25 protein-coding genes are annotated in these 24,332 nt (G+C 65.6%); 6 read left to right on the top strand and 19 right to left on the bottom strand.

Annotation, left to right across the window (positions count from 1 at the left end; genetic code table 11):
• Positions 1–139: 139 nt before the first annotated feature.
• From ltrA to AAFG50_RS02640, 6 genes are all read right to left on the bottom strand, one after another.
• The gene (gene ltrA / locus AAFG50_RS02665; protein ID WP_028144467.1) at positions 140–1,516 is read right to left on the bottom strand and encodes a group II intron reverse transcriptase/maturase; all 1,377 of its coding nucleotides are present in this window, start codon (positions 1,514–1,516) and stop codon (positions 140–142) included.
• 480 nt (positions 1,517–1,996) lie between these two features.
• Positions 1,997–2,785, bottom strand: a complete 789-nt coding sequence (locus AAFG50_RS02660; protein WP_161532582.1) for a CarD family transcriptional regulator — start codon at positions 2,783–2,785, stop codon at positions 1,997–1,999.
• A gap of 344 nt (positions 2,786–3,129) precedes the next feature.
• On the bottom strand, positions 3,130–3,468 hold the full coding sequence (fdxA, locus tag AAFG50_RS02655) for a ferredoxin FdxA (RefSeq protein ID WP_011082989.1): 339 nt from the start codon (positions 3,466–3,468) through the stop codon (positions 3,130–3,132).
• A 132-nt stretch (positions 3,469–3,600) separates the two neighbouring features.
• Positions 3,601–3,831 carry a S4 domain-containing protein gene (locus tag AAFG50_RS02650; protein ID WP_011082990.1) on the bottom strand — a complete coding sequence of 77 codons (231 nt, stop codon included), beginning with the start codon at positions 3,829–3,831 and terminating at the stop codon, positions 3,601–3,603.
• Positions 3,832–3,879: 48 nt separating this feature from the next.
• Positions 3,880–7,251 carry a helicase-related protein gene (locus AAFG50_RS02645; protein ID WP_028175831.1) on the bottom strand — a complete coding sequence of 1,124 codons (3,372 nt, stop codon included), beginning with the start codon at positions 7,249–7,251 and terminating at the stop codon, positions 3,880–3,882.
• A gap of 792 nt (positions 7,252–8,043) precedes the next feature.
• On the bottom strand, positions 8,044–8,853 hold the full coding sequence (locus AAFG50_RS02640) for a DUF3108 domain-containing protein (protein WP_039186700.1): 810 nt from the start codon (positions 8,851–8,853) through the stop codon (positions 8,044–8,046).
• Positions 8,854–9,384: 531 nt separating this feature from the next.
• Here AAFG50_RS02640 and rpmB point away from each other — a divergent pair.
• On the top strand, positions 9,385–9,693 hold the full coding sequence (gene rpmB, locus AAFG50_RS02635) for a 50S ribosomal protein L28 (protein WP_011082994.1): 309 nt from the start codon (positions 9,385–9,387) through the stop codon (positions 9,691–9,693).
• Positions 9,694–9,935: 242 nt separating this feature from the next.
• Here the strand turns inward: rpmB and AAFG50_RS02630 are convergent, their stop codons facing one another.
• Both AAFG50_RS02630 and AAFG50_RS02625 read right to left on the bottom strand, forming a co-directional pair.
• Positions 9,936–10,658 (bottom strand): DUF3644 domain-containing protein, encoded by a 723-nt coding sequence (locus tag AAFG50_RS02630; protein ID WP_080668286.1) that lies wholly within the window; start codon positions 10,656–10,658, stop codon positions 9,936–9,938.
• Between the two features lie 102 nt (positions 10,659–10,760).
• Positions 10,761–11,051: a hypothetical protein gene (locus AAFG50_RS02625; protein ID WP_074076388.1), complete on the bottom strand. Its 291-nt coding sequence runs from the start codon at positions 11,049–11,051 to the stop codon at positions 10,761–10,763.
• Positions 11,052–11,182: 131 nt separating this feature from the next.
• On the opposite strand from AAFG50_RS02625, the gene AAFG50_RS02620 reads away from it, so the two are divergent.
• The gene (locus tag AAFG50_RS02620) at positions 11,183–11,800 is read left to right on the top strand and encodes a hypothetical protein (RefSeq protein ID WP_028175827.1); all 618 of its coding nucleotides are present in this window, start codon (positions 11,183–11,185) and stop codon (positions 11,798–11,800) included.
• An 89-nt stretch (positions 11,801–11,889) separates the two neighbouring features.
• Positions 11,890–13,149 (top strand): cell division protein FtsZ, encoded by a 1,260-nt coding sequence (gene ftsZ, locus AAFG50_RS02615; protein WP_011082998.1) that lies wholly within the window; start codon positions 11,890–11,892, stop codon positions 13,147–13,149.
• Positions 13,150–13,362: 213 nt separating this feature from the next.
• Here the strand turns inward: ftsZ and AAFG50_RS02610 are convergent, their stop codons facing one another.
• From AAFG50_RS02610 to AAFG50_RS02595, 4 genes are all read right to left on the bottom strand, one after another.
• Positions 13,363–14,043, bottom strand: coding sequence for a hypothetical protein (locus tag AAFG50_RS02610; protein ID WP_011082999.1), 681 nt, complete (start codon positions 14,041–14,043; stop codon positions 13,363–13,365).
• 183 nt (positions 14,044–14,226) lie between these two features.
• The gene (locus tag AAFG50_RS02605) at positions 14,227–14,505 is read right to left on the bottom strand and encodes a DUF1488 domain-containing protein (RefSeq protein WP_011083000.1); all 279 of its coding nucleotides are present in this window, start codon (positions 14,503–14,505) and stop codon (positions 14,227–14,229) included.
• Between the two features lie 285 nt (positions 14,506–14,790).
• Positions 14,791–15,087 (bottom strand): hypothetical protein, encoded by a 297-nt coding sequence (locus tag AAFG50_RS02600; protein ID WP_027545228.1) that lies wholly within the window; start codon positions 15,085–15,087, stop codon positions 14,791–14,793.
• On the bottom strand, positions 15,080–15,376 hold the full coding sequence (locus AAFG50_RS02595; protein WP_028175826.1) for a hypothetical protein: 297 nt from the start codon (positions 15,374–15,376) through the stop codon (positions 15,080–15,082). The genes AAFG50_RS02600 and AAFG50_RS02595 overlap by 8 nt, the downstream gene beginning before the upstream one ends.
• Positions 15,377–15,751: 375 nt before the next feature.
• Here AAFG50_RS02595 and AAFG50_RS02590 point away from each other — a divergent pair, with 375 nt between their 5' ends.
• The 3 genes from AAFG50_RS02590 to AAFG50_RS02580 all read left to right on the top strand — a co-directional run bounded on the left by AAFG50_RS02590 (position 15,752) and on the right by AAFG50_RS02580 (position 18,165).
• Positions 15,752–16,099 (top strand): hypothetical protein, encoded by a 348-nt coding sequence (locus AAFG50_RS02590; protein ID WP_178372631.1) that lies wholly within the window; start codon positions 15,752–15,754, stop codon positions 16,097–16,099.
• Between the two features lie 297 nt (positions 16,100–16,396).
• Positions 16,397–17,734 carry a DUF2235 domain-containing protein gene (locus AAFG50_RS02585; protein WP_028175825.1) on the top strand — a complete coding sequence of 446 codons (1,338 nt, stop codon included), beginning with the start codon at positions 16,397–16,399 and terminating at the stop codon, positions 17,732–17,734.
• A gap of 185 nt (positions 17,735–17,919) precedes the next feature.
• The gene (locus AAFG50_RS02580) at positions 17,920–18,165 is read left to right on the top strand and encodes a PilZ domain-containing protein (protein WP_028175824.1); all 246 of its coding nucleotides are present in this window, start codon (positions 17,920–17,922) and stop codon (positions 18,163–18,165) included.
• A 198-nt stretch (positions 18,166–18,363) separates the two neighbouring features.
• Here AAFG50_RS02580 and AAFG50_RS02575 read toward each other — a convergent pair whose 3' ends face one another.
• The 7 genes from AAFG50_RS02575 to AAFG50_RS02545 all read right to left on the bottom strand — a co-directional run bounded on the left by AAFG50_RS02575 (position 18,364) and on the right by AAFG50_RS02545 (position 24,330).
• On the bottom strand, positions 18,364–18,771 hold the full coding sequence (locus AAFG50_RS02575; RefSeq protein ID WP_028175823.1) for a hypothetical protein: 408 nt from the start codon (positions 18,769–18,771) through the stop codon (positions 18,364–18,366).
• A gap of 169 nt (positions 18,772–18,940) precedes the next feature.
• Complete coding sequence (locus AAFG50_RS02570; RefSeq protein WP_028175822.1) at positions 18,941–20,053, bottom strand: NADH:flavin oxidoreductase/NADH oxidase; 1,113 nt, start codon at positions 20,051–20,053, stop codon at positions 18,941–18,943.
• A 150-nt stretch (positions 20,054–20,203) separates the two neighbouring features.
• Positions 20,204–20,707 (bottom strand): hypothetical protein, encoded by a 504-nt coding sequence (locus tag AAFG50_RS02565; RefSeq protein ID WP_232675215.1) that lies wholly within the window; start codon positions 20,705–20,707, stop codon positions 20,204–20,206.
• Positions 20,708–20,770: 63 nt separating this feature from the next.
• A complete protein-coding gene (locus AAFG50_RS02560; RefSeq protein WP_257787569.1) occupies positions 20,771–20,905 on the bottom strand; it encodes a hypothetical protein in 135 nt (44 codons plus the stop codon).
• A 43-nt stretch (positions 20,906–20,948) separates the two neighbouring features.
• Positions 20,949–22,019: an esterase-like activity of phytase family protein gene (locus AAFG50_RS02555; protein ID WP_028175821.1), complete on the bottom strand. Its 1,071-nt coding sequence runs from the start codon at positions 22,017–22,019 to the stop codon at positions 20,949–20,951.
• Entirely contained in the window at positions 22,016–23,923 is a 1,908-nt protein-coding gene (cobT, locus tag AAFG50_RS02550; RefSeq protein ID WP_011083010.1) for a cobaltochelatase subunit CobT, read from the bottom strand. The genes AAFG50_RS02555 and cobT overlap by 4 nt, the downstream gene beginning before the upstream one ends.
• Positions 23,920–24,330: a GNAT family N-acetyltransferase gene (locus tag AAFG50_RS02545; RefSeq protein WP_011083011.1), complete on the bottom strand. Its 411-nt coding sequence runs from the start codon at positions 24,328–24,330 to the stop codon at positions 23,920–23,922. The genes cobT and AAFG50_RS02545 overlap by 4 nt, the downstream gene beginning before the upstream one ends.
• Between the last annotated feature and the right edge of the window lie 2 nt (positions 24,331–24,332).

Here is a 24,332-nt window from a genome sequence, read left to right as displayed (position 1 = left end):
ACCTGGGGTAATGGGTCCTAGCCTTCGCCAGGACGACGCTTGGTATGACCCTGCCCCCAATCGGGATAGGGGGAAGCCTCGCGGCTCCGCCCCTCCCACACCACCGGACATACGGGTCCGTATCCGGCGGTTCAGCGGATTATGCGGGTCGCCGTGCCGCGACGGAAGCCAAGCCGAGTGAGGCAAAGAAGCCGTTTGGCAGAGCAATGGTGAGCGCGGGGCTGTTCGCGAGCCGCCAAGGGCCACGTGGGCTGCCGGCGGTTTGCGCCGCCAGATCCCGGCCGACGCCGCGGCGTCGCAACTCGGCAAAGCGAGCGGGTCCATACTTCCATTGCTTCCAGGCAACGGCGCGCAACCGTCGCCTGATCCACTGGTCAAGCACGCGCAACACCGACGGGGTTTGACAGAAGCCGAAGTAGCCGTGCCACCCAATCAGGTAGGTCGACAGTTCTTTGGCGATCTGCACGAGGCATCGACCACGCGTGCGTCGCGTGAGCTCCCGAACCTTCGCCTTGAAGCGGGCGAGTGCCTGCGGCGCGATGCGCCGCCGCGGTTCTTGCCCGCCGGTGAAGCTGAAGCCCAGGAACTTGCGAACACTCGGTTTGGCAACCGCGCTCTTCGCTTTGTTGATCTTGAGCTTGAGGCGCTTTTCGAGGAACCTCTCGACGCCAGCCAGCACCCGTTCGCCCGCCCGCTGACTGCGCACGTAGATGTTGCAGTCGTCGGCGTAACGCACGAAGCGGTGGCCGCGCTTCTCCAGTTCCTTGTCCAGCACATCCAGCATCAGGTTCGACAACAGCGGCGAGAGCGGACCGCCCTGCGGCGTGCCCTCTTCCGTCGGACTGACCAGCCCTCCTTCCAACACACCCGCATTCAGGAAGGCGCGGATGAGCTTCAGGATGCGCTTGTCAGCAACCCGCTTGGCAACCAGTCCCATCAGGATGTCGTGGTTGACCCGGTCAAAGAACTTCTCCAGGTCGATGTCCACCACGATGCTGTGGCCGGCCGCAATGTACGCCTGCGCCCGTTCCACCGCCCGATGTGCCGAGCGCCCCGGCCGAAAGCCGAAGCTCGTCTCGGCGAACGTCCTATCCCAATCCGCCTGCAGCACCTGCATCACCGCCTGCTGGATCAAGCGGTCGAGCACCGTCGGAATGCCGAGCGGCCGCAGGCCGCCCGACGCCTTCGGTATCTCCACCCGCCGCACCGGCTGTGGCTTGTAGGTGCCGTCAAGCAACTGGGCTCGGATCGCAGGCCAGTGCTCCTTCAGGTGGGCTGACAGCTCGCCGACGGTCATCCCGTCGACGCCCGCCGCGCCCTTGTTGCGCTTTACTTGCGCCAACGCTGCCTTCAGATTCTCACTCTCGACAACGTCTTCCATCGACGGTCCTGCGACCGCCGGGCGTTCGAGACAGACTTCCGCCGCACGCGCTTCAGGCTCTCGGGCGCCGGCGCTTCGGGCTTCACCCTCCGCTCCGGGGCTCAAGTTCAGCTCGACCTGATTCTTCTGCCGCATGGCTCGCACGAGATCGCCGCTCTACTGACCACTTCCACCGTTCAGGCCTTCAGCGGCGCGCTGCCGCCTACTACGCCCTCGGCTGACTTCTGCGCTGCGGTCAGGCCGTCTTGCGACGGTCTCAGTCTCGTTGCCGAGACACAGCGCAGACCTCCCGAGGTAAGACCGACCGCCTTCACCGCACGCCCGCCGAATTTACCACCCCGACCTTTGATGACCTTGGACTTCGCGATCAATTGCTCGCTCGTCCGGCCGGGTAGGCCTCGTTATCCGGTGTTTGTCCATCGGGCCGCGGCTTTGCTCCACGCTTTCTTCAGACCCCACCTCACGATGACGCCCTTGCGCTTCGCTAATCCTTCGCCGCCATCAGGCTGGATAGAGGACTTCCACCTCCAAGCTGTCGCTCATACTCGGCACACAACAAAAAGCCCGGCCGCAAGGCCGGGCTTTTGATCTGTTGCGATCGACGCGACGTGGCGCTTACGCCGCCTCGTCGGCGACGGTGGTGTCGTCGCCATCGGTATCGTCGGCATCGCCCTCGGCATCCGCCTCGCCCTCGGTGGCTTCCGCCTTGGCGTTGCGGCGCGGGCTCTTGGCGAGCTGGGCCTCGATCTCCTTGACCGCTTCGGTCTCGGTCGAGTGCTGCACCACCGCGATCTCGCGGGACAGACGATCGAGCGCCGCTTCATAGAGCTGGCGTTCGCTGTAGGACTGCTCGGGCTGCGACTCGGAGCGATAGAGGTCGCGCACGACTTCCGCGATCGCGACGATATCGCCCGAATTGATCTTCGCTTCGTATTCCTGGGCGCGGCGCGACCACATAGTGCGCTTGACGCGGGCGCGGCCCTTGAGCGTTTCCAGCGCCTTCTTCACCAGCGCGGGCTCGGACAGCTTGCGCATGCCGACGTTCGCGACCTTGGCGGTCGGAACGCGCAGCGTCATCTTGTCCTTGATGAAGTTGATGACGAACAGCTCGAGCTTCGCACCGGCGATCTCCTGCTCCTCGATGGCCAGGATCTGGCCGACGCCGTGAGCGGGATAGACGACGAATTCGTTGGCCTTGAAGCCCTGGCGCTGGGTCACGACCTTCTTTTCCTCGACCTTCGGCGCAGCAGCCGCCGGCTTCACGGCCGGCTTGGCAGCGACAGGAGCCTTGGCAGGAGCAGCAACAGAGGCCTTCGGCGCAGCGGGCTTGGCAGCGGGAACCTTAGCAGCAGCAGGCTTGGCAACGGTCGCTTTCGCGGCCGGTTTGGCAGTCTTGTTAGGCATTGCGCTTCTTTTGTTCTTCGAGGACTTTGCAGCCGGCGCCTTAGTCGCGGTCCGACCCTTGGATGCGCTACGGCTGGCCGCGGCGACTTTTTTGGCCTCCTTATGGGAAGCCCTCGCTGAAGTACTCTTTTTACGCGTTTTCTGTGACACAGCCTGCGCGCGGAAACTGCCACGCCCCTGTTCGACATTTGGTTTCACGGGAACCCAGAGGGGCCAACGGGGCTGACGGGGTTCGGCTTAATGTGCCCAATATAGCACATTTCCCGCAAAAATCAATGATTTAGGGGTCTTTAGGCCTGGTTTTCGGCGCGAACGAAGGTATTAGGGTTAAGTTTGGGTCCGAATTAGTCTCCGGAGCCGGGGTTCGGAGAAAAATATTTCTCGAACTTGCCCTCCATACCGTCGAATTCCTTGGCGTCGGCGGGTGATTCTTTCTTCTGGGTGATGTTCGGCCAGCTCTTGGCGTAATCGGCGTTGACCGAAAGCCACTTTTCCAAGCCCGGTTCCGTGTCCGGCTTGATGGCGTCGGCGGGGCATTCCGGCTCGCACACACCGCAGTCGATGCATTCGTCAGGATGGATGACGAGCATGTTGTCACCCTCGTAGAAGCAGTCGACCGGGCAGACCTCGACGCAGTCGGTGTACTTGCACTTGATGCAGTTTTCAGTGACGACGTAAGTCATCCAACGCTCCGAAAAGCTCTTTTAAAAGTCGCGGCTTGCGTAGCGCGGATGGCCCGGCGCCGCAAGGTCGGGGACGGCCGATCATGACGGCTTTGCGCGATTGATCGACCAAGAAATGAATTCAAAGCGCAATTAATTGCGCTTTCCTTCGCCGAGCTCCTCGTAGAGCACGCGCGCCGAGGCGGCATCGCCGCGGCGCTCGTTGAAGGCTATCACTTTCAACACGCGCACGGTGCGGTCGAGCGCGATGGTGAGCACGTCGCCGACCTTGATCGCATGACCGGGCGAGGTCTCGCGCGTGCCGTTGACGCGGACATGGCCGGACTCGACGAGTTCAGCCGCGGAGGTGCGCGCCTTCACCACCCGCGCGTGCCACAGCCATTTGTCGATGCGCTGCCGCTCGGTCGTAGGCTACTCCTTGCGCCCCGCGAGCTGCTCCTTCAGCGCAGCGAGCTTTGCGAAGGGCGAATTGGGATCGACCGGCCGATCGCGCTCGCGCGGGTTCGCGCTCGAGGCGTAGGGACGCAGCGACGGCCCGCCTTGGCGATCACGGCCCTTGTCGCGGTCGCGGCCACGATTGTCGCGACCCTTGTCGCGATCGCCGCCGAACTTGCCCTTGTTGCGATCGCGATCCTTGTCGCGATCCTTGCCCTGGAAGCTGCGGTTCTTGTCGTCGCGCCCCTCGGGACGCGGCGCGCCGTCGGCACCGCCTTCGCGGCCTTTGCGGAAATCTTTCCGATGCCCGCCATGGCGATGACGCTCGCCGCGCTTCTCGCCGTCGGCGGCTTGCGCGGCCTCGCCTTCGGCGGGCGCAGCACCCGCCTCGGCGCCCGCCTGCGGACGCGGCTGATGATGACGCTGATGGCGATGGCGCTCGTGGCGCGGCTTGCGATCCTCGTGACGGCCGCCGGGACGCCAGACCTCGACGAGCTCCGGCTCGGCGGGCGCGGCAGCGGCCTCGACAGGTGCTGCGGCATCGGGCGATGCAGCAGCTTCGACAGCGGCAGCTTCAGCGGGCGCGGCTTCAAGGCCGGCAGCCTCGGTGGGCACAGCCGCCTCTTCGGCCGGCGGCGCGATGCCGGGAGCATCTTCGGGCGTGACGGGCGCCTCTAGCGATGCTGCGAGCGCCGGTTCTTCGTGCGCGGGCTCGTCGTGCTGCTCCATGCCGGGCGCGTCTTCGACGGTGACGGCCTCGGCAGCGACTTCGATCGGTGTGTCTGTGGCGCCAGCGCCCTCGATCGGTGTTTCGGTCGCGGGCGTCTCGGCGGGAGCCTCTGCGCTGGACGCTTCAGCAACGACCGCCGCAGGCTTCGGCGGCAGCGGCGGGCGCTTCTCCATGCGATAACCGAGCGCGCGCAGCACCGAGGCGAAATCTTCGCCCGCCGAGCCCGTGAGCGAGGTCATCGCCTGGGTCACGATAAAGCTGCGGCCGTCGAACGCGCCGGCGGGCTTTTCGCCGGGCGAGTTCTCGCGCCAGGCCAGCGCCGGGCGGATCAGGTCGGCAAGGCGCTCCAGGATGTCGACGCGCACGGCGCGCTCGCCGGCCTGCTTGTAGCCGAGCACGCGATAGGCATCGCGCGGCAGAGCCTTGTCGACCGGGAACGAAGTGCGGCCCGAAGATGCCAGATGCTGCGCGCCCGAGAGCGAGGACAGATCGACATTGTCCTGCTTCAGCGCCCACAGCAGCGCGGCCAGCGCACGCGCGGCGGGCTTCAAGAGGCCGGGGAAATAGAGGTGATAGGCGCCGAAGCGGACGCCGTATTTGCGTAAAGTGGCGCGCGAGGGCTGATCGAGATCCTTCAGCTCGTTGGCGATCCTGGGACGTTCGAGCACGCCGAGCGCCTCGACGAGCTGATAGGCGATGCCGCGGGCAATGCCGGTGACGTCCTCGGCCTTGGAGAGCTCGAACATCGGCCCGAGCAGCTTTTCGATATGCGTCTTGAGCCAGAGGTCGAGCCGCGCCTGCACCTTCTCGCGCGGGCTGCCGGTCAGGCGCTCGTCCGAGATGATGCGGATGCGCGGATGCAGCGCGTCCTCCGCGGCGGACAGTCGCGCCACGGCGTCGCCGGTCCAGCGGATGGTGCCTTCCGAGGTCAGCACGAACTGCTCGTCCGGCGCGTTGCCCAGCTTTTCGGCGCGCGCGTTGATCTCGCCGGCGAGCACCGCTTGGGCCGCAGCCTGCAAGGCTTTCGCATCGGAGCCGGCTTCCGCCGCATCCGGTGCAAAGGTGAAGCCATCGAGACGGCCGATGACATGGCCTTCGACGATGACTTCGCCGGTCTTGCCGATTTCAGTATTCAAGCTCGTGTTCTCCCGCAGGCGGCGCATCAATACACTGGTCCGGCGATCAACGAAACGCTCAGTCAAGCGTTCATGGAGCGCATCCGATAATTTATTTTCGACCTCCCGCGTAATCCCCTGCCAGTGTTCGGGGTCGGCGAGCCAGTCCGGCCGGTTGGCGACGAAGGTCCAGGTGCGAATCTGCGCGATCCGGCCCGACAGCGTGTCGATATCGCCGTCGATGCGGTCGGCCTGGTCGACCTGGGCCGCGAACCAGGCATCTGGAATGCGGCCCTTCTGCATCAGGAAGCCGTACAGCGTGGTCACGAGCTCGCCATGGGCCGCCGGCGACAGTTTTCGGTAATCGGGGACCTGGCAGGCCTCCCACAGCCGCTCCACGGCCAGCTTGCCATGTGCGGAATCGCGCACATCGGCGTCGCGGGCGACGTGGTCGAGCACGCGCATGTCCTCGGCGATCGGCGCGCGCGTCAGCGCCTCATGGCCGGGGGAGAGGTTCAGCGACACCTGGAGCGCGCCGAGCGAGGAGAAATCCAGCTTCGAATTGCGCCATTGCAGCATCTTCACGCTGTCGAAGGTGTGGTTCTGCAGCGCGTTGACGAGCTCGGGCTCGAACGGCGCGCAGCGGCCGGTGGTGCCGAACGTTCCATTTCGCGTGGCGCGGCCGGCACGGCCGGCAATCTGCGCGAACTCAGACGGCGTCAGGCGGCGGAACTGGTAGCCGTCGAACTTGCGGTCGGAGGCGAAGGCGACGTGGTCGACGTCGAGATTGAGGCCCATGCCGACCGCGTCGGTGGCGACGAGATAGTCGACGTCGCCGTTCTGGAACATCGACACTTGCGCATTTCTGGTGCGCGGGCTGAGCGAGCCGAGAACGACGGCGGCGCCGCCGTGCTGGCGGCGGATCAGCTCGGCGATGGCGTAGACCTCGTCGGCCGAGAACGCGACGATGGCGGTGCGCCGCGGCTGGCGGGTTATCTTGCGGTCGCCGGCGAATTCCAGCTGCGATAGGCGCGGCCGCGTGATCATGGACACGCCGGGCAGGAGCCGCTCGATGATCGGGCGCATGGTTGCAGCGCCCAGCAGCAGCGTCTCGTCGCGGCCGCGACGGTTGAGGATGCGGTCGGTGAAGACGTGGCCGCGTTCGAGATCGGAGGCGATCTGGACCTCGTCCACGGCGAGGAAGGAGACGTCGAGATCCCTAGGCATCGCCTCGACGGTGGAAACCCAGTAGCGCGGGTTCTTCGGCTTGATCTTCTCCTCGCCGGTGATCAGCGCGACGCTCTCCACGCCCTTGCGATCGGCGATCTTGTTATAGACCTCGCGCGCGAGCAGGCGCAGCGGCAGGCCGATCATGCCGGAGGGATGCGCGAGCATCCGCTCGATGGCGAGATGGGTCTTGCCGGTGTTGGTCGGCCCGAGCACCGCAGTGACGCCCGCGCCGGGTGCGCGCTCGGAGGCGAAGGGGGAAGGGGGAAAAGCCATTCTGTACGATTAGGTAGTGCCGATTTCGGCGAATGTCAGTGCTGTTTGGGGCGGGTCAGGGGCTGCCGCCTGTTCCGTCATCCTGAGGTGCGAGCCGCGCGGCGCTGCGCGGCCGCCGCCCCCACTGCTGTCATCGCCCGGCTTGACCGGGCGATCCAGTACGCCGAGGCGATTGTGGATGAGCCGAGAAGCCGCAGTGTACTGGATGCCCCGGTCAAGCCGGGGCATGACAGCGGAGCGCCCTCCCCGAACCTCGCGCAACTGTCTCACTTTGCGACGCTTTTCCCTGTGTCCTTAAGCTTCGGAACGACTCTAGAACGAATCGCGGCCGAATCGCTGACTCCCTGTTGAGTCCTGTTACGTTCACGCAACATGTCGCGGCACCCTGTGTTTGATTGCACTAGATGGAGTTTTGGGCTGCCGCACAAGCGACGTTTCGATGGCGGGTTCCTTAAAATTGGGGACGGCGCGGAGTCGAATCAGAATCGGGGAGGAGTCAAATGGATTCACAAGGCCCCTCCGCCTGCTCCGCCGTCATGCCCCCCCAAACTCATTTCCGCGAAAACAACCCCATGCACAGTAGAAGCGGCGCGCGCGGGATTGGCGGGGTGACGGCGGGTAAGGCGTTGGAGCTGCGCACCGAATCGCTCCGCTCGTCATTCCGGGGCGCGACGCTGGTCGCGAGCCCGGAATCCATCAGGCCGCAGGGTTTGTCTCACCATGGATTCCGGGTTCGCGCCAAGTGGCGCGCCCAGGAATGACGGAGGAATGGTAGCCCGTATGGCGCGGCCTTTACTGCGTCTTCGCGACCCGCGGCGGCTGGGCGGATGTGATGAAGCTGGTGGCTTCGAGCATCGCGGGGCCGAGCGGCGTCGGCACTTTCAGCCAGAACGGAACCAGGATGCGCGTGCCGGCGACCGGGGCGAAGGCGATCTCGATGTTGCGCTGGGCGGCGAGGTATTTGATCACGGGGCGGTCGGGGATGTAGCCCGCGACAGGCACGAAATAGAGCGCGCAGACCACGACCGGGCCGCGATAGCCCTTCTCCGCCTTCACGGTCTCCATGCGCTTGAAATCGAGTTTTAAGTCGTAGCGCATGCGGCCGTCGAACACCGGCGCTGCGTTGTGGCAGGCGTCCGGCGTAACAGGATCGCCGGTGCCGGGCACGCGCAACAGCGAGGCCGTCATCGGGTCCCAGACGCCGCGGCGATGCGCGTCGGTGACGACGATACGATCAGGATCGACCGGCGGCTCCGGCACGATGCCGAACTCCTTCACATTGCCCTTGTCGAGCGTGATGCGGATCTCTTCGGTCTTCTTCGAGGTGGTGGTGGAGGCCTGGTAGCCGGTCGCAACCAGCGCGCCGTTGACGACCCGCCCTTGGCTGGCGCCGGTGCCGGACCCGCCCGCGAACGACTTCAAAAGCCCGGTGGTGCCGCCGGAGGCGGCGGCGGCAAACACATCGTCCTGGATGTCGATGTTCCAGGCGCCCCTGCCGACCGGAATGCCTGCCAGCGTCGCCTCATACTGCGCCTCGAGCTTGCCTTGCGCGGCGGCCGGCTTCGCCTCCCAGGCAAAGACCAGCCCGCACAGGGCCGCCATGGCCAGCCGGGCGGCAGACCGCGGGCTGGCGTTGCGCGGCTTGGGCGCAAATCGGGAGGAAATGGGCACGAAACGATCCAATCGGGGCGCGACGGTTGTTACTTAAGCCAAAAACCGCGGCAAACAATGTGTTCGGGCGCAACAAGCGCGGAACTCCACCTGATACTTCGGGGGCGAATACGCCCTTTATGTGATGGTAAGGCACTTCAAACATTGCCGTTTTGGTGATCGGGGGTGGTAAGCTCTTGCCGCTTATTCCCCAGTCATGCCCCGGCTTGACCGGGGCATCCAGTACGCCGCGGCCCCTCGACTCCGGCCGCGCCGTCACGGAATACTGGATCGCCCGGCCAAGCCGGGCGATGACACCGATTGTGGGCATGGCGCCGGGCATGAATCCCGCCCCAAAAACTTGACGTCCCGCCGCTTCCCCCCTATACGTCCGCCGCTCCCTGCAAGGACAGAGAATTTGCCCCCGTGGCGCCCCGAATGGCGGCCGCAAATCGTTGGGGGCTTAGATTGAGGATTTGTGACATGTCTCGCCGCTGCGAACTGACGGCCAAGGGCCCCCTCGTCGGCCACAAGGTCAGCCACTCCAACATCAAGACCAAGCGCCGCTTCCTGCCGAACCTCGTCAACGTGACGTTCATCAGCGAAGCCCTGGAGCGCAACGTGCGCCTGCGCGTCTCGACCAACGCGGTGAAGAGCGTGGACCACAATGGCGGCCTCGACGCCTTCCTGCTCAAGGCCAGCGCCGACGCCCTGTCGCCGCGCGCCCTCGAGCTGAAGCGCGCCATCCAGAAGAAGGTCGGCGTCACCGCGCCGGTCAAGAAGGCCAGCTAAGCGAATTTTTGCGAATTGGGCGGGGGCTAAGTAGCGTCGCGTGGCGTAGGCTTAGCCAGTAGAGTTTTGTGTAGCGGCCGGATCGGAAGATCCGGCCGTTTTTGTTTTTGGGATTCGAATGGCGAAGTGCTGGCGACGAGCGGAGCGTTGCTGGCAGATCGCTGCCGAGGTCGGCATCTTACCTCGCGTTCGAGGGCTATCTCTCGCTCGAACAACGTACTGTTTGATCGCGCCGCACCCCCTCAAACATAGTGCTTCACGATCTCGTCGAGGATGGCCGGGCTGTAAAATCGCTGCTTTGAGCTTTTCTTGTTCCGTGGATCGAGCAGACGGACGCGACAAAACCGCGGATCGTCCTCGAGGGGTCTGCGCAGCTTGTGAAATCGCTCGTTCTCTTTGAAGTTGGGTGTCTTCCGTAGCGCCTTGCAGAGCGTCCGGTAGTCCCACGGGTAGCGCTTCAGCGTGTCCTCCTCGCTCAACGTCACCCGAATGGCATTGGGGTCGTTGGAGGAGACGATGACCGGCATCGCCTGCGCGTTGGAGTTCCGGACGAACCTCAGCTCGACCTCCACGCCGACGTTGAAGGGCTTGGCAGCCTCGAAGGGAAATTTCCGCTCCTGATCGGCCAACAGCTTTGCGAGCTTGCCAGCGGCGCCTTTGGTGTCGTCACCGAAGACCGTCTGTATGACTCCGGCCGGTGTCTCGAAGGCGACGGGCATCAGCGCGAACTGGTACTGTGACAGGTCGCAATCAAACCATTTCCTTGCAGCGAAAGCGAAGTTGCGCAGCGCGGCAGCGCCGACCTCCTGCACCCTCTTATGCAGGTCTCGGCCCACGTTGTGGAAGTGGATCGCGTTGTCCCTGATCTCCATCAGGAGCGAGATGTTCTCGATAGCGTGGTCATCAATCGAGTCCTGCGCGTACTGCCTCACGATGTTCGCCCCGGGCAGCACGCCGATGGTCATCGTGTTGCCCGGACCCAATTGATGCGATTGGTCCCGGATTATAGGTCGGAATTTTTTGAGAAGATGCTCGGGAAAGGAGACCTGCTGGCGAACTACTCTCGTTCAGTCTTCAAAAAAACCGGCCGTAAAGAGGTAACGCACGCTGTTTGGCAGGAAAACGTCGGACATTTTCAGATCAATCATTGGTTCAACCTCCGCCCGCACCCTTCGTTCGGTAGTCCATTCGATGGCTCGACCACCATTTACGAAATCGTGGCGAACGATTTCGATCTCGCCAGCCAAAAACGAGTTATGGAGAGTTGGATCTGGGGAGAACCTGGCAACGGAGACCATCCATAGCTGGGCTTCATCGTCACCCGCGGTAGTGGTGCCCTGCGATCCCAAGGCCGGCACGGCGACGCCACCCGTAAACCGGCACCGCGCGCGCGTTAACCATGCATTAACCAATGCACCCTAGCCTGCTGTGATCGTCCAGCCATCATTAGCTCGAAATGCCTTCCCGGTTCGCTCCAGGAGAAGCGCCGATGTGCGTTGCGTTGTTGACGTATGCCGATCTCAGTGCCCGCCTCAAGATCTCGCGCGAGGCCGCGCGGTCGCTGGCGAGACGTCGCCGCCTGCCGCGCTCGCGCTCGGAGGACGGCAAGGCCCTGGTGAGCGTTGATCTCTCCGCGCTCCGGTACACGCCCCGCCCACGAAAGGGCCGCCGGGCAGACCCCGTCGATGCCGCCATGGCAAAGATCGAGGCGGTAGAGCCATTTCCGTTCCGACGAAGTCGGAACGGGGCTCTAGATTCCTGTTCTGACGCGTTTTCTTCACGCGAACCGGCACCCACTTCGCTCGAAAACGCTCTGGAGATCAACGCACTCAAGGCGGAGGTCGCGCGGCTCGAAGAAGTCGCAGCCGCCTACAGGGCCGTGTTCGAGCGCGAGCGTGAGCGTGCCGATCGCCTCGCCGTCGAGCTGACGCAGGCGGCCGCCGAGACGACGGCCGCCAATGCGTGGGCGGCGCGACTGGAAGACGAAGTGACGGCGCTGCGGAACGATCGCCGCCCTGGCGAGGCGATCGCGGGATACGCCGCGCGTCGATTGGGACATCTGGCCGCCTCCATCGTGCAAGCAGACCGCGCGGCTAGAACGCGATGAGATCAGGATGAATCGTCGCTTCAAGTTGTTGTTTGCGCACTCGAGACTTTCTTTAATCCCCGGCTTGCCGGACCAATCGCGAGGGAAAAATGGCAAGCAATACCGATATCCATGAAATGAAGGCCCGCATCGTCGTATTCGGCGTCGGCGGCGCCGGCGGCAACGCCGTCAACAACATGATCACGGCCGGGCTGCAAGGGGTCGAGTTCGTCGTCGCCAATACCGACGCGCAGGCGCTTGCAATGTCGAAGGCGACGCGCCTCATCCAGCTCGGCACAACGGTCACCGCAGGCCTCGGCGCCGGCTCGCAGCCGGAATTGGGACGCGCCGCAGCCGAGGAGGTCATCGACACGATCCGCGAGCACCTGACCGGCGCGCACATGGTGTTCGTGACGGCCGGCATGGGCGGCGGCACCGGCACCGGGGCTGCACCGATCATCGCCAGGACCGCGCGCGAGCTCGGCATCCTCACCATCGGCGTGGTCACCAAGCCGTTCTACTTCGAGGGCCAGCGCCGCATGCGCTTTGCCGAAGCCGGCGTCGAGGAGCTGCTGAAGACGGTCGACACCCTCTTGATCATCCCGAACCAGAACCTGTTCCGGGTGGCCAGCGAGAAGACCACGTTCGCCGATGCCTTCGCCCTTGCCGACCAGGTGCTCTATTCGGGCGTGGCCTGCATCAGCGACCTCATCGTCAAGGAAGGTCTGATCAATCTCGATTTTGCCGACGTCCTCTCCGTCATGAAGGAGAAGGGCAAGGCGATGATGGGACGGGGCGAGGCTTCCGGCGAGAAGCGCGTGCTCGCCGCCGCCGTGGCCGCGATCTCCAATCCGCTGATCGAGAATCCCTCGATCAAGCGTGCCAGTGGCCTCATCATCTCCATCACCGGCGGCAGGGATCTCATGCTGTACGAGGTCGACGAAGCCGCGACCCGCATTCGCGACGAGGCCGACCCGGACGCCAACATCATCGTCGGTGCGTCGTTTGACGAAAGCCTCGAAGGCATCGTCCGCGTCTCCGTGGTGGCGACCGGAATCGATAATCTCGATCCGGCGCAGCAGGCGCTACCGGTGGAAACCGCCCTCACCCAGCTCGCCGGCAGGCTGCGCAACGACGGCCGTCGCATCGCCGATCGCATCGAGCGCAGTGCCCCCCTTCCGCAAGCGGCAAGCCCGCCGCTCCGCCCGCAGCCGCACCACCCCGTGGGGCCACCGGCAAGGCCGGGTCTGGACTATGCGCCGCAGGCGGCGCTTCAGCCGCTCGATCCTTACGGCCGCGCCCCTGCGCGCAATCTGCCCGACGAGGCCGCTCTCGATATCCCGGCCTTCCTGCGCCGCGCCGCCAACTGAGCGGTGGCGAGCGGGGGAGTTACCTGCTCGGCAACCAGCGAGCCCAACAACAGCTCGTCATCCCGGGGCGCGACGAAGTCGCGAGCTAGGATGCGCAATTGCGCACCTGAGGATCCATTTGGCCGCAGTGCGTGTTGAGGGATGGATTCCGGGTTCGCGCCAAGAGGCGCGCCCCGGAATGACGGCGTAGAGCGTGCGCTGCGCGCCGATGTTTCAAGCCGCCGTGCTGCGCGGGCTCTCGGCGGTGTCCTTCTTGTCCGTCTCCCTGTCGCGGGACAGCCACGCCGGAAAACGAAGCAGGCGCTCGTTGGTGTCCTTTGGCAGCTCGATGGGCGGCGCTTCAATGGCCGAACTCGGCAGGTCCAGCGCTGCCTGTCCGGTTCGCACCGCATCCGCGCGCTGATCCAGTTCGCGGAGCAGGGGATCGAGCACGCTGTCGATCTCGGTCGCCACCGACACCAGGAAACTATTGAGCTCGCGCGCCTCGGGCACAACCGCCGCAGCCTGCTCGATCGCCCGTGAGAGACCATCGACGACAGGCGCAAACGCGCCGGCGGCTTGCTTGATTCGCGTCTTGATCGCTTCGACCTCGCTCAAGACGCGCTCACGCTCACGCCTTTTCTTTTCCTCCGAAAGACGGGCTTCAATTTCGGCGATCTGGGCCGTCAGGGTCGTGGCTTCGGATGCAAGCGCATCTCGTCTTCCGCGCGCGCGATCGAGATCGCGGCTGAGATTGTCCACTAAGTCGTCCTTTCCGAACATGGCTTTGCTCCGTGGGACAGGCGCTTTGCCCTGTAGGACGGCCTTGGCGCGAACCGCCAGCCTCGCCACCGACCGGATGGCCGGATCGGCCGAAACAGGCATCAACCTCGGTCGCGTCACATGGGCCGACATGGTGATCCCCCATCGTCAACATTAGGCAACCGCATGGTTAACAGACGGTTAATGTCAACAGACGATGCGGCCATGGGGCGTGACGGCATCGGCAACGAGATCCCGCAGAACATCTCCAACGTCCCGAGCTCCATCGCTGCCTGCGCAAGACGGACAAGTCGCAGCCGCGGTAGCCCGCCTCCCCTACCCCCGAAAATCAATGCTCCGCAGCACGATCCCCGGCGGCGTGCCCTCGAACTCCGTCGCGCGGTACTTGCTCGCGGCGCGGGCTTCGATGCGGTCGCGCAGGCGGGTGAACTGGGCTTCGCGCTGCTCGGGCCTCGCCTGCGGGCCGCGCTCGAGATAGTCCATCGCGGAGGTCGAGATCGCGCAGGCGATCTCCTTCGATCCGTCCTGCATCAGGAACTGGACGATGCCGCGGTCCTGTTCGTAGCCGACGAAGCGGCTGCTCGTGAGTGTCATGGCTTACTCCCTTACGCGATTGCACCTTGGCGGTCGCCGCGGGGCTTCGATGCCGCCGCGGCCCGCGAATTCTCCGACGTCGTCCCGGCCTGGTGCGCAATTGCGCACGGGAGCCAGGACCCATTATCCCGGTCAGCGTTGTGGAGGCACGCTGTGGCCGCGTTCGTTCACAATAACTCGGTTCGGTGGTTATGGGTCCTGGCTTTCGCCAGGACGACGGCTGTGTTCCACGGGCGCACTGCCGCTGCCGCGCTCCGGCCGGCCTTCAATTGCCGCCACTGAGCCTCAGCTGTCGCCACTGAGTCTGGCGAAATCGTCGAACAGCGCCGTCACCAGCGCGCGGTGGCGGGTGTCCTCGGTGGAGAGGCTGGCGGCATAGAGGTTGAGCAGATAGCGCGCCTTCACCGCGGCCTCGGGCCACGAGGTGGCGGGCACGGTCATCAGGCGGTTCTCGAGATCGGCCTCGCGCTCGCGCAGCTCCCGGACATTGTTCTCGACCTCGGCCAGCGCGCGGCGCAGGTCGGTCGCCTTCTGGGCGGCCATGCCGCGATGCCTGTCGAGATCCACCGGGACGTCAGTCATGGGCGACCCTCTGGGCGACGCTCGCCGGCGCGGCCTGCGCATCCGCGGCTTGCGCGTCCGCGAGGTCAACCGAGCCGATCGACAACATTTCCGTCATGCCGGCGCCCCCGCCTTCGGCCGGCACCGTGATCATGGTGGCGACACGCCGCCAGCACGGGAACGACAGGCCCTCGATCATCTCTTCGTCGGTGACGACGTCATAGCTGCCCGCGGGCAGCAACCGGTCGATGCCGTTGATGCGGAACGGATGCCTGAAGGTGACGGTTTCTCGCCGCGAACGGATGGTCATGGACGCCTGCCTTCCTGCGAGCGAAGCCCCAACCGACGCCGGCTATGACAAGCATGCGCTCCCTGGGCGGATATAGCCAGCACTATCGTCGCCGCGCCGCGCGCGGCCGGGGCCGCGGGCTGCGGGCTGCGTTTTAGTCCTCGCTATTGGCATGGGGCAGGCGTAGGCTCGCTCCTATCACCGCACTTCCTGCAACGGCATCGACCGGTGACTGAGGGTCACGTGCGCTCCCGCCGTAGGACCAGTTATCAGAGCTGATCTTCATGCTCTGGCAGGAGCGTGCGATGTCGCGGTTTCGCGTCCCGGAATGGATCGTTCCACAGGTCGACGTCGCGCTGTTCCTTCTGCTCCTGGTCTGCGCGGCGGCCATCCTCAATGGCTAGGACAATGCGCGTGCCCTATCTCGTCAGCGGCACCAACGAATATGGCTGTTCCAATCTCGGCCGCGGCAGCGCCACCGTCGCGCTGCGGCTGGCGCGGAAGCTGCTGCGCGAGGGCTACATGGACGTGCGCGTCTGCACGCCGCGCGGACGCGTGCTGCAATCCGACGAACTGGACGAACTCAAACCCCCACAGGAGACCGACGCCATGGCCAAGGGACAGCAACGCGGCAACCGCGAAACCAAGAAGCCGAAGAAGGACAAGACCAAGGTGATCGCCGCGGCCCCGAGCCGCAAGGACGCGGCTTGGCAGCCGGATTTCGGACCGGCGAAGAAGAAGTAGGGCTTCTTTCGCCTCTCCCCGCTTGCGGGGAGAGGCCGGGATTTGCGCAGCAAATACCGGGTGAGGGGGACTCTCCGCGAGTCCAGCTCTCACCTCCCTTGCGGAGACTCCCCCTCATCCCAACGCTCTCAGCGCGAGCGAAGCTCGTCGCGCCCCCGCATCCGCCTTCGCCAAGGCTTCGGCGGACATGAGCGGGGCGAGGGAGCGCACCTTCGCTGCGGCAACCACCCCCGTCTCCTCGCCGTCGCGCTTTTTTGCTATACTCGCCCCGGTAGCATTGCCGGGAGGGGCCGACCTGTGGAGCACGAGCGCAGAACCGAACCGAAGACCGAGCCGAAGCACCTCGTCATCTGCTGCGACGGCACCGGCAACGAGATCAGCGAGAACATCTCCAACGTCCTCAAGCTCTATCGCTGCCTGCGCAAGACCGACAAGACGCAGCCGCGGCAGATGGTGTTCTACGATCCCGGCGTCGGCACGGTGACGGAGCCGACGACGTGGCACCGCCTCAAGGCCAACGTCAATCTGGTGCTGGGGCTCGCCACCGGCTACGGGCTCGATGACAACGTGCTGTCGGCCTATTGCTTCCTGGTCGAGCATTACGCGCCGGGCGACAAGATCTACCTGTTCGGCTTCTCGCGCGGCGCCTATACCGTGCGCGTGCTGGCGGGGCTGATCCACAAGGTCGGGCTGATCTCGCCGGAGCAGGCGAACCTCGCAGGCTCGGGCCTCGTCGCCTACAAGCAATATTCCGGCTCGGGGCGCGGCAACGACATCGCGGACCTCAAGGACGTCGGCTCCGACGACGACGGGCCGCTGCCGCAGGACAAGTTCGACCTCGCCGCGCAGTTCGCGCGCATCACCTCCTCGCGCTGGCCGACCATCCATTTCATCGGAGTGTGGGACACCGTGGCGAGCGTGATCGTGCCGCGTCCCGACCGGCTGTACTGGCCGAGCTTCGAGGAGCTGGCCTTCACGCTGCGCAATCCGAGCGTGAAGATCTTCCGGCAGGCGATCGCGATCGACGAGCGGCGCTGCATGTTCCGCCTCAAGCAATGGCGGGAGCCGCAGGAATACTGGAGCAACCGCTTCGTGCCCGACGACAAGAAGGAGCCGCAGGACATCATGCAGGTGTGGTTCGCCGGCGTGCACAGCGACGTCGGCGGCGGCTATCCGGAGGCCCAGAGCGGCGAGTCGAAATATCCGCTGATCTGGATGATCGACGAGGCGGGAAAGGCCGGGCTGAACTTCAACCCGCGCACCGTGAACCAGCTCGCCTGGGGCGTCCATCGCAAGAACTCCCCGTTCCAGTACGTGCCGCCCGCCTACACCGGCAAGACCGGCGAATTGCACAATTCGATGACGGCGGCCTGGCGGCTGCTGGAATATTTGCCGAAGAGCGCGAAGTACAAGGAGTGGCCGGAGCGAAAGGTGTTTCTCGGCTTCTACATCCCCGATTGCGAGCCGCGCCTGATCCCCGAAGGCGCGCATGTGCACGAGAGCGTGGTGAAGCGGATGGCGGTGGAGCCGGACTACCGGCCGGTGAATCTGCCGAAGACGTACGAGACGGTGCCGATGCCGGTGCCGCCGCATGTGGGGGCCGCGGCGGAGACGGATGAGATGGTGACGGGGTGAGATGGAGCTGGCGCCGACGGCGGAGCGTGGGGCAACGCCGTCGCACCCCGCTACCGCCGCTTTCGCCATTCGCCGCTACTTTTCATTAAAATTCTCGCGCCCACCTTAGTCGGATCGCATCAACTCCCGCCGATCATTGGGAAGAGACCACCCGCGCTATCCGCGGAATTGGAGGAGATGTGCCAATGCATCCGCGAAAGTTCGCCCGTGTAAAACCCGCAGGGCTGGTGTCCCGCCAGGCCAAGATCATCACCGACCCGCGCGCGCCGGTGATCCCCTGCACGCTGATCGACTATTCGCCCGGCGGGGCCTGCGTCGATCTCGGCGGCCAGGTGAGCATCCCCGACAGGTTCGAGCTGCTGCACGTCAACACCAAGAAGCGCTGCCGCATCGCCTGGAAGCGCGGCTCGCGAGTCGGCGTGGTGTTTTGAGGCGCGAGCTGCCTCCTTGGCTCTGCCGTAGCCTCTCGCTCCATGGTCGTCCTGGCGAAAGCCAGGACCCATACCGCGGAATCTATCGGTTGTGGATGGTAGGCGTACCGGACGACGAGTCTCCGCCAAACTTCTCCCTGGGGTAATGGGTCCTGGCTTTCGCCAGGACGACACCGGAATTTGCGGCGACGGCTTTGCCTACTTCCGCATCCTGGCCTTCGCGCCGGCGACGATCTGCATGGCGACGCCGCCGATCCAGCCGAACAGGGAGAGCCAGGTCCAGGCCATGTGCGGCTCGAGCCGCAGCACGATGACGGCGACGGAGGCGAGCGCGGTGAGCGTGGCGCAGAGCGTGCCGGCGGAGCTCAGGAATTCCGCGGCGTCGATGGCGCTGTGTGCCTCGTCGAAGGGCAGCTGCGGCGTGTCGATGCCGAGATAGAAGCCGACCGCACCGAGCGCCATCATCAGCAGCAGGAAACCCTGCGTGGTGAGCACGGGGATTGCCGACCCGACATAGGCGCCGACGAACAGTCCGCACGCCGCGCCTGCCATCGCAAGGCCCACGCGCTCGAAGATGTGAGCAGCTTTGCGGACAGGATAACGCATGGCGGGCCTCCGTGAGGCGTTGAACGTGCGAAGGTTAGGCCAGTTTTGCGGGAGGTGGAAGCCGAGGGATGTTACGGATGCGTGAGGAGGCGGCTGCGATCGCGCAACTTTAACCTATCGAGTTACTCCCTGTGGTTATGCCGCTGTCCTCGCGCCTCGCATGCGCCCCCTACCTCGCCCCGAACGTCGTCTTGCCGAACAGCGCCTTCTGCGTCGACGGCTGCGAGCGCCAGTATTGCGGCGGGGCTTCGACCTCGCCGCCGACTTCGGCGGCGGCGTGCCAGCCCCAGCGCGGGTCGTAGAGCATGCCGCGGGCGAGCGCGACCATGTCGGCCTTGCCGGAGGCGACGATCTCCTCGGCGTGCTTCGCATCGGAGATCAGGCCGACCGCGATGGTGGGCAGTCCCGTCTCGCGGCGGATGGCGTCTGCGAAGTGCACCTGATAGCCGGGGCCGAGCGGAATCTTCTGCAGCGGCGAGACGCCGCCGGAGGAGGCGTCGATCCAGTCGATGCCGCGCGCCTTCAGCGCGCTGGCGAATTCGATGGTCTGCGCCAGATCCCAGCCGCCCTCGACCCAGTCGGTCGACGACACCCGCATGCCGATCGGCTTGTCGTGCGGGAACACGGCGCGCACCGCGTCGTAGACTTCGAGCGGGAAGCGCATGCGGTTTTGCAGGCTGCCGCCATATTCGTCGGTGCGCCGGTTCGAGATCGGCGACAGGAACTGATGCAGGAGATAGCCGTGCGCGCCGTGCAGCTCGATGGCGTCGATGCCGATGCGCTCCGCGCGTTTCGCAGCCTCGACGAAGGCCTCGCGGATGCGCTTCAGGCCCGCGGCATCCAGCGCGAGCGGCGCGGCCTCGCCCTCCTTGTGCGGCAGCGCGCTTGGGGCCACCGTCTGCCAGCCGCCGTCACTGATCGGGATCAGCTGGCCGCCGTCCCAGGGCCGCGCGCTGGAGGCCTTGCGGCCGGCATGGGCGAGCTGCATCGCGACCGCGGTCGTGGAATGCTTGCGCACGGAGGCGAGGATCTGCTTCAGCGCGGCTTCGGCGGCGTCGCTGTAGAGCCCGAGGCAGCCCGGCGTGATGCGGCCGATCGCTTCCACATGGGTCGCCTCGATGCAGAACATCGACGCGCCCGAGAGCGAAAGATTGTTGATGTGGGTGAAGTGCCAGTCGGTCGGAACGCCGTCGTCGGCCGAATACTGGCACATCGGCGACACCACGACGCGGTTCTTCAAGGTCAGGCCGCGCAGCTTGATCGGGGAAAACAGGGCGCTCATGCAGGGAGTTCCGGGGGATGGAGGGCAATCATGGAAGTGTAGTGAGCGGATGCCGGATTGCTAGCCGCGCGGCGGACATGCCCGCCCGTGGCGGCATGCATTGCGCGCGTCATATGATCACGGGATCGCGACATCAACTCAGCCGCCGTCCTACTCCAGCTCCTCGAACTGGCCCGCCCTGGGCTTGCCCATGCGGATGCGGCCGTCGGGCAGCAGCTCGCCGTCGGCCTCGGCGGAAAACTGGATCGTGGTGCGGCCATCCTTCATCGCCGTCGCCTTGCCGAGCGGGCCGAGCTTGTCCGCGAGCGCGGTGTCGTCGAGGACGAACACGCGGTAGTCGGTGAGATGGAAACGGCGCGGTGCCTGCCATGTCAGCGCGGGTACCGATGTGCGCATATCGCCGTCGGTCTTGCGATCGATGCTGCGGCCGGTCGCGTCGCGGAACAGGTCCGGCGCATCGACGAGGCGCGCGCCGCGGCCGTCGACGGCGTAGAGGTTCAGCGTGACGATGTGGCGCTCGCTGCGGAAGGTGACGGCGACGTAGCGCGAGTCGGCCGACCAGGCGGCGTGGAACGCATCCGGCGCGGTGTCGAGGATGTTGTCGTCGTTGACGTTGTCGAGCGTCATAAGCCGGCGATGGCCCGGCTCCGCCATCAGATAGGCGTGAAATTTATCATGCGCGCCGTCGCCCTCACCATGGACGGCGATGGCGAGCCGCTAGTTCGGCGCCCACCCGCCCGAGATGATGCCGTACTCGCCCTTCGCATAGGTGTGCTCGGCCGTGGCACGCGCCTGCGGCAGCCCGGCAAGCACGACGAAGAGCAGGGCTGCGATGGCGCGGCGGAGTTGCATGATGTTTTGTCGCGGCCAAAAGCCACCGCGTTCAACGATGACTTCACTCAACCAGCGTGAACTGGAGCAGCAGCGTGCGCTGGAGCATTGAAAAATTGTCGTCCGAGACCAGCGTCAGCACGGTGTCGCCCGCGGGCGTGACGTGGGCGTCGATGCCTTCCATGTTGTCGATCTCCTGGCCGAGATCGGCCTTGAACAGCGCAGGGCCGTCGACCACCGCGCCCGGCGCGATCGATTTCAGGGGAATCGAGCGGATGCGGATGTCGACGCCGGTGAACCAGGAGAATTTGCGTTCGAGGATGAGCAGCTCGCCCGACGGCAAGAGCACCGCGTCGCTGATGTCGAACTTCTCGGTGCGGCGGACGCTGAACTGGCCGGGCGTGGGGCCGCCGATCAGGAACGTGACCAGATTGCCGTCGGCGTCCAGCCCGCGCTCGGAGAAGGCGATCAGGGTGCCGGCGAGCGGCTGGCCCTTCGGGACGAAGACCAGCCCCTCGAGCCCCTTGTTGTGCGGCAGCTTGCGCAACGCGGGCGGCACCTGGATCACCTCGCCGCGGGCGCGCGTGCCGCCTTTCGAAAAATCGTAGCGCAGGATCTGGTTGACGCGCTCGAGCCCGACATAGACGACGTTGCCGTCGCGCGTCAGCGACTCCGAATCCCACCAGAGGCGCTTTTCCGTGATCGGCCGTCCCTCCGCATTGAGCAGCGGCGCGGCCTCGACGTCGTCGAGCCCGGTCATCCTGCTGCCGGAATAGCGGATGGCCCCGGTGAACCAGCCGCCCTGGTCGGAGACCGCAAGGAAACGTTCGCCTTTCGCATCCAGCCGGATGCCGGACAGGCCGCCGAAGCCGCGATAGGGCGAGGTCAGCACCAGGCCGCTGCGATATTCCAGCGAACCGAAGCGCGTGCGCGAGCGGTCGCGCGGCTCGAAATTCGGGATCGGCCGCGCGTTGACCTCGATGCTGACGGGCTCGGCGACGGCGCGCTCGACCTGGAGCGGCCGCGGCGGCGGCTCGGTCGTGACTTGCGCCTGCGCCGGGCGGGACAGTGCGAAAGTGGAAAATCCCGCCGCCGCGTGGCCAAGGAAGCTGCGGCGGGATCGAAGCGTGCTCACGAATGCAGTTTGCGGCGCGGACGGCTTGCCGAGGGCTGCGGTGCGGTCGCCGTCTCGCTGAACAGCTCGGCAAGCTTCTCGGTGATGGCGCCGCCGAGCTCCTCGGCGTCCACGATCGTCACTGCGCGGCGATAGTAGCGCGTGACGTCATGGCCGATGCCGATCGCGATCAGCTCGACCGGCGAGCGGGTCTCGATCTCCTCGATGATGTGGCGCAGGTGCCGCTCGAGATAGTTGCCGGCGTTGACCGACAGCGTGGAATCGTCGACCGGCGCGCCGTCCGAGATCATCATCAGGATCTTGCGCTGCTCGGGCCGGCCGAGCAGGCGCTTGTGTGCCCAATCCAGCGCCTCGCCGTCGATATTCTCCTTGAGGAGTCCCTCGCGCATCATCAGGCCGAGGTTCTTCCGCGCACGGCGCCAGGGCGCGTCGGCGGACTTGTAGATGATGTGGCGGAGATCGTTGAGACGGCCGGGATTGGCCGGCTTGCCGGCCGCAAGCCACGCTTCACGCGACTGCCCGCCCTTCCAGGCGCGCGTGGTGAAGCCGAGAATCTCGACCTTGACGCCGCAACGCTCCAGCGTGCGGGCGAGGATGTCGGCGCAGGTCGCCGCCACCGTGATCGGGCGGCCGCGCATCGAGCCGGAGTTGTCGAGCAGCAGCGTCACCACGGTGTCGCGGAACGTCGCCTCCTTCTCGTGCATGAAGGACAGCGGGTGATAGGGATCGGTCACCACGCGCGACAGCCGCGCGGGGTCGAGGATGCCCTCTTCGAGATCGAACTCCCAGGCGCGATTCTGCTGCGCCATCAGCTTGCGCTGCAGCCGGTTGGCGAGGCGGGCGACGATGCCTTGCAGATGCGCCAGCTGCTTGTCGAGATAGGCGCGCAGGCGCTCCAGCTCGTCATGGTCGCAGAGGTCTTCGGCGGCGATGACTTCGTCGAATTTCGGCGCGAAGGCGTGATATTCCGGCCCGCGCGGCTCGTTCTTCCCGTGCGCGTTCGGACGCGTCGCCTCGCCCGGCGTCTCGTCGTCGCCGAGCTCGCCGTCGTCGAACGTGTCTGACGTCGAGGCCTGCGCGCTTTCCATCGCGCTCTCGCTCATCTCCTCGCTCGACGCCTGCGCCTGGTCGGCGCTCATCTCCTGGGCGGCATCGGAATCGGGCGAGCCCTCGGCGCCGGACTGGTCGTTGTCGCCGTCGCGGTTTTCGTCGTCGTCGTCATTCTCTTCGCTGTCGGCGTTGCGCTCGTCGCCGAGCTCGAGCGCCGACAAGAGGTCATGCACGGCGTCGCCGAACCTGGTCTGGTCCTCGACCACGCCGTCGAGCCGGTCGAGGCGCTTGCCGATCTTGTCTTCGAGAATCGGCCGCCAGAGATCGACCATCTTCTTCGCAGCCGTCGGCGGCGCCATGCCGGTCAGGCGCTCGCGCACCAGCATCGCCAGCGCATCGGCCAGCGGCGCGTCGGCGCGATCGGTGATCTCGTCGAACTTGCCGCGATGGAAATGGTCGTCGAGCATCGCGGTGAGGTTTTTCGCAACGCCCGCCATGCGGCGCGCGCCGATCGCCTCCACCCTCGCCTGCTCGACCGCTTCGAACACACCGCGTGCCTGCGGATTGCCCGGCATCAGCTTGCGATGCAGCTTCGGATCGTGACAGGCGAGCTTCAGCGCGATGGAATCCGCGTGGCCGCGCACGATGGCGGCATCGCGCTTGGTCATCTTGCGCGCCGGCTCGGGCAGCCGCGCCTTGCCGGGCGCAAGGCCCGGCCGCTCGGCGGCAAAGGAGACCTCGAGCTCGGGCGATTTCGCGATCGCCTTCAGGCAGGAGGCGACCGAGCGCTTGAACGGCTCGGTCGGCGCTTCCTTGCTGTTACGGAATTTGGAATTGGATGATGATGTGCTCATAGCGACTTCGTAAACGAATGGCGCGTCACGCCGCCGGGATAGCCCTTGAGAGTGCCGAATTCCTCGTACCCGCAGGAACGATAGAAGCCCGGCGCCTGGAAACTCATCGTGTCGACATAGGCCTGGATCGCGCCATGCCGTCTCGCCTCATCCTCGATCGCCGCGATCAGCTTCGTCCCAAAACCCTTGCCGCGCTGCTTCTGGTCGATCCAGAAGTACTGGATGAACAGAACCGTGGCCCAGAGATGCCCGACGATGCCGCCGACGATCTTGCGGCGGTCCTTCAGTGAGACCGCGATGCTCCTGACCTTCTGCTTCCCAAAGTGCTCGTCGTTATAGGCGCCGAGCCCGGCGAGCACAGCCTTCTTGGTCGTCCCAATGGTGCGCTCGACGGTGATGGTGGCCATGG

The organism is Bradyrhizobium sp. B039 (assembly GCF_038965675.1).
GTDB classification, from domain to species: Bacteria; Pseudomonadota; Alphaproteobacteria; order Rhizobiales; family Xanthobacteraceae; genus Bradyrhizobium; species Bradyrhizobium diazoefficiens.
The sequence above is the reverse complement of the archived record's forward strand: the minus strand, read 5'-3'. Positions and strand labels throughout refer to the sequence as shown.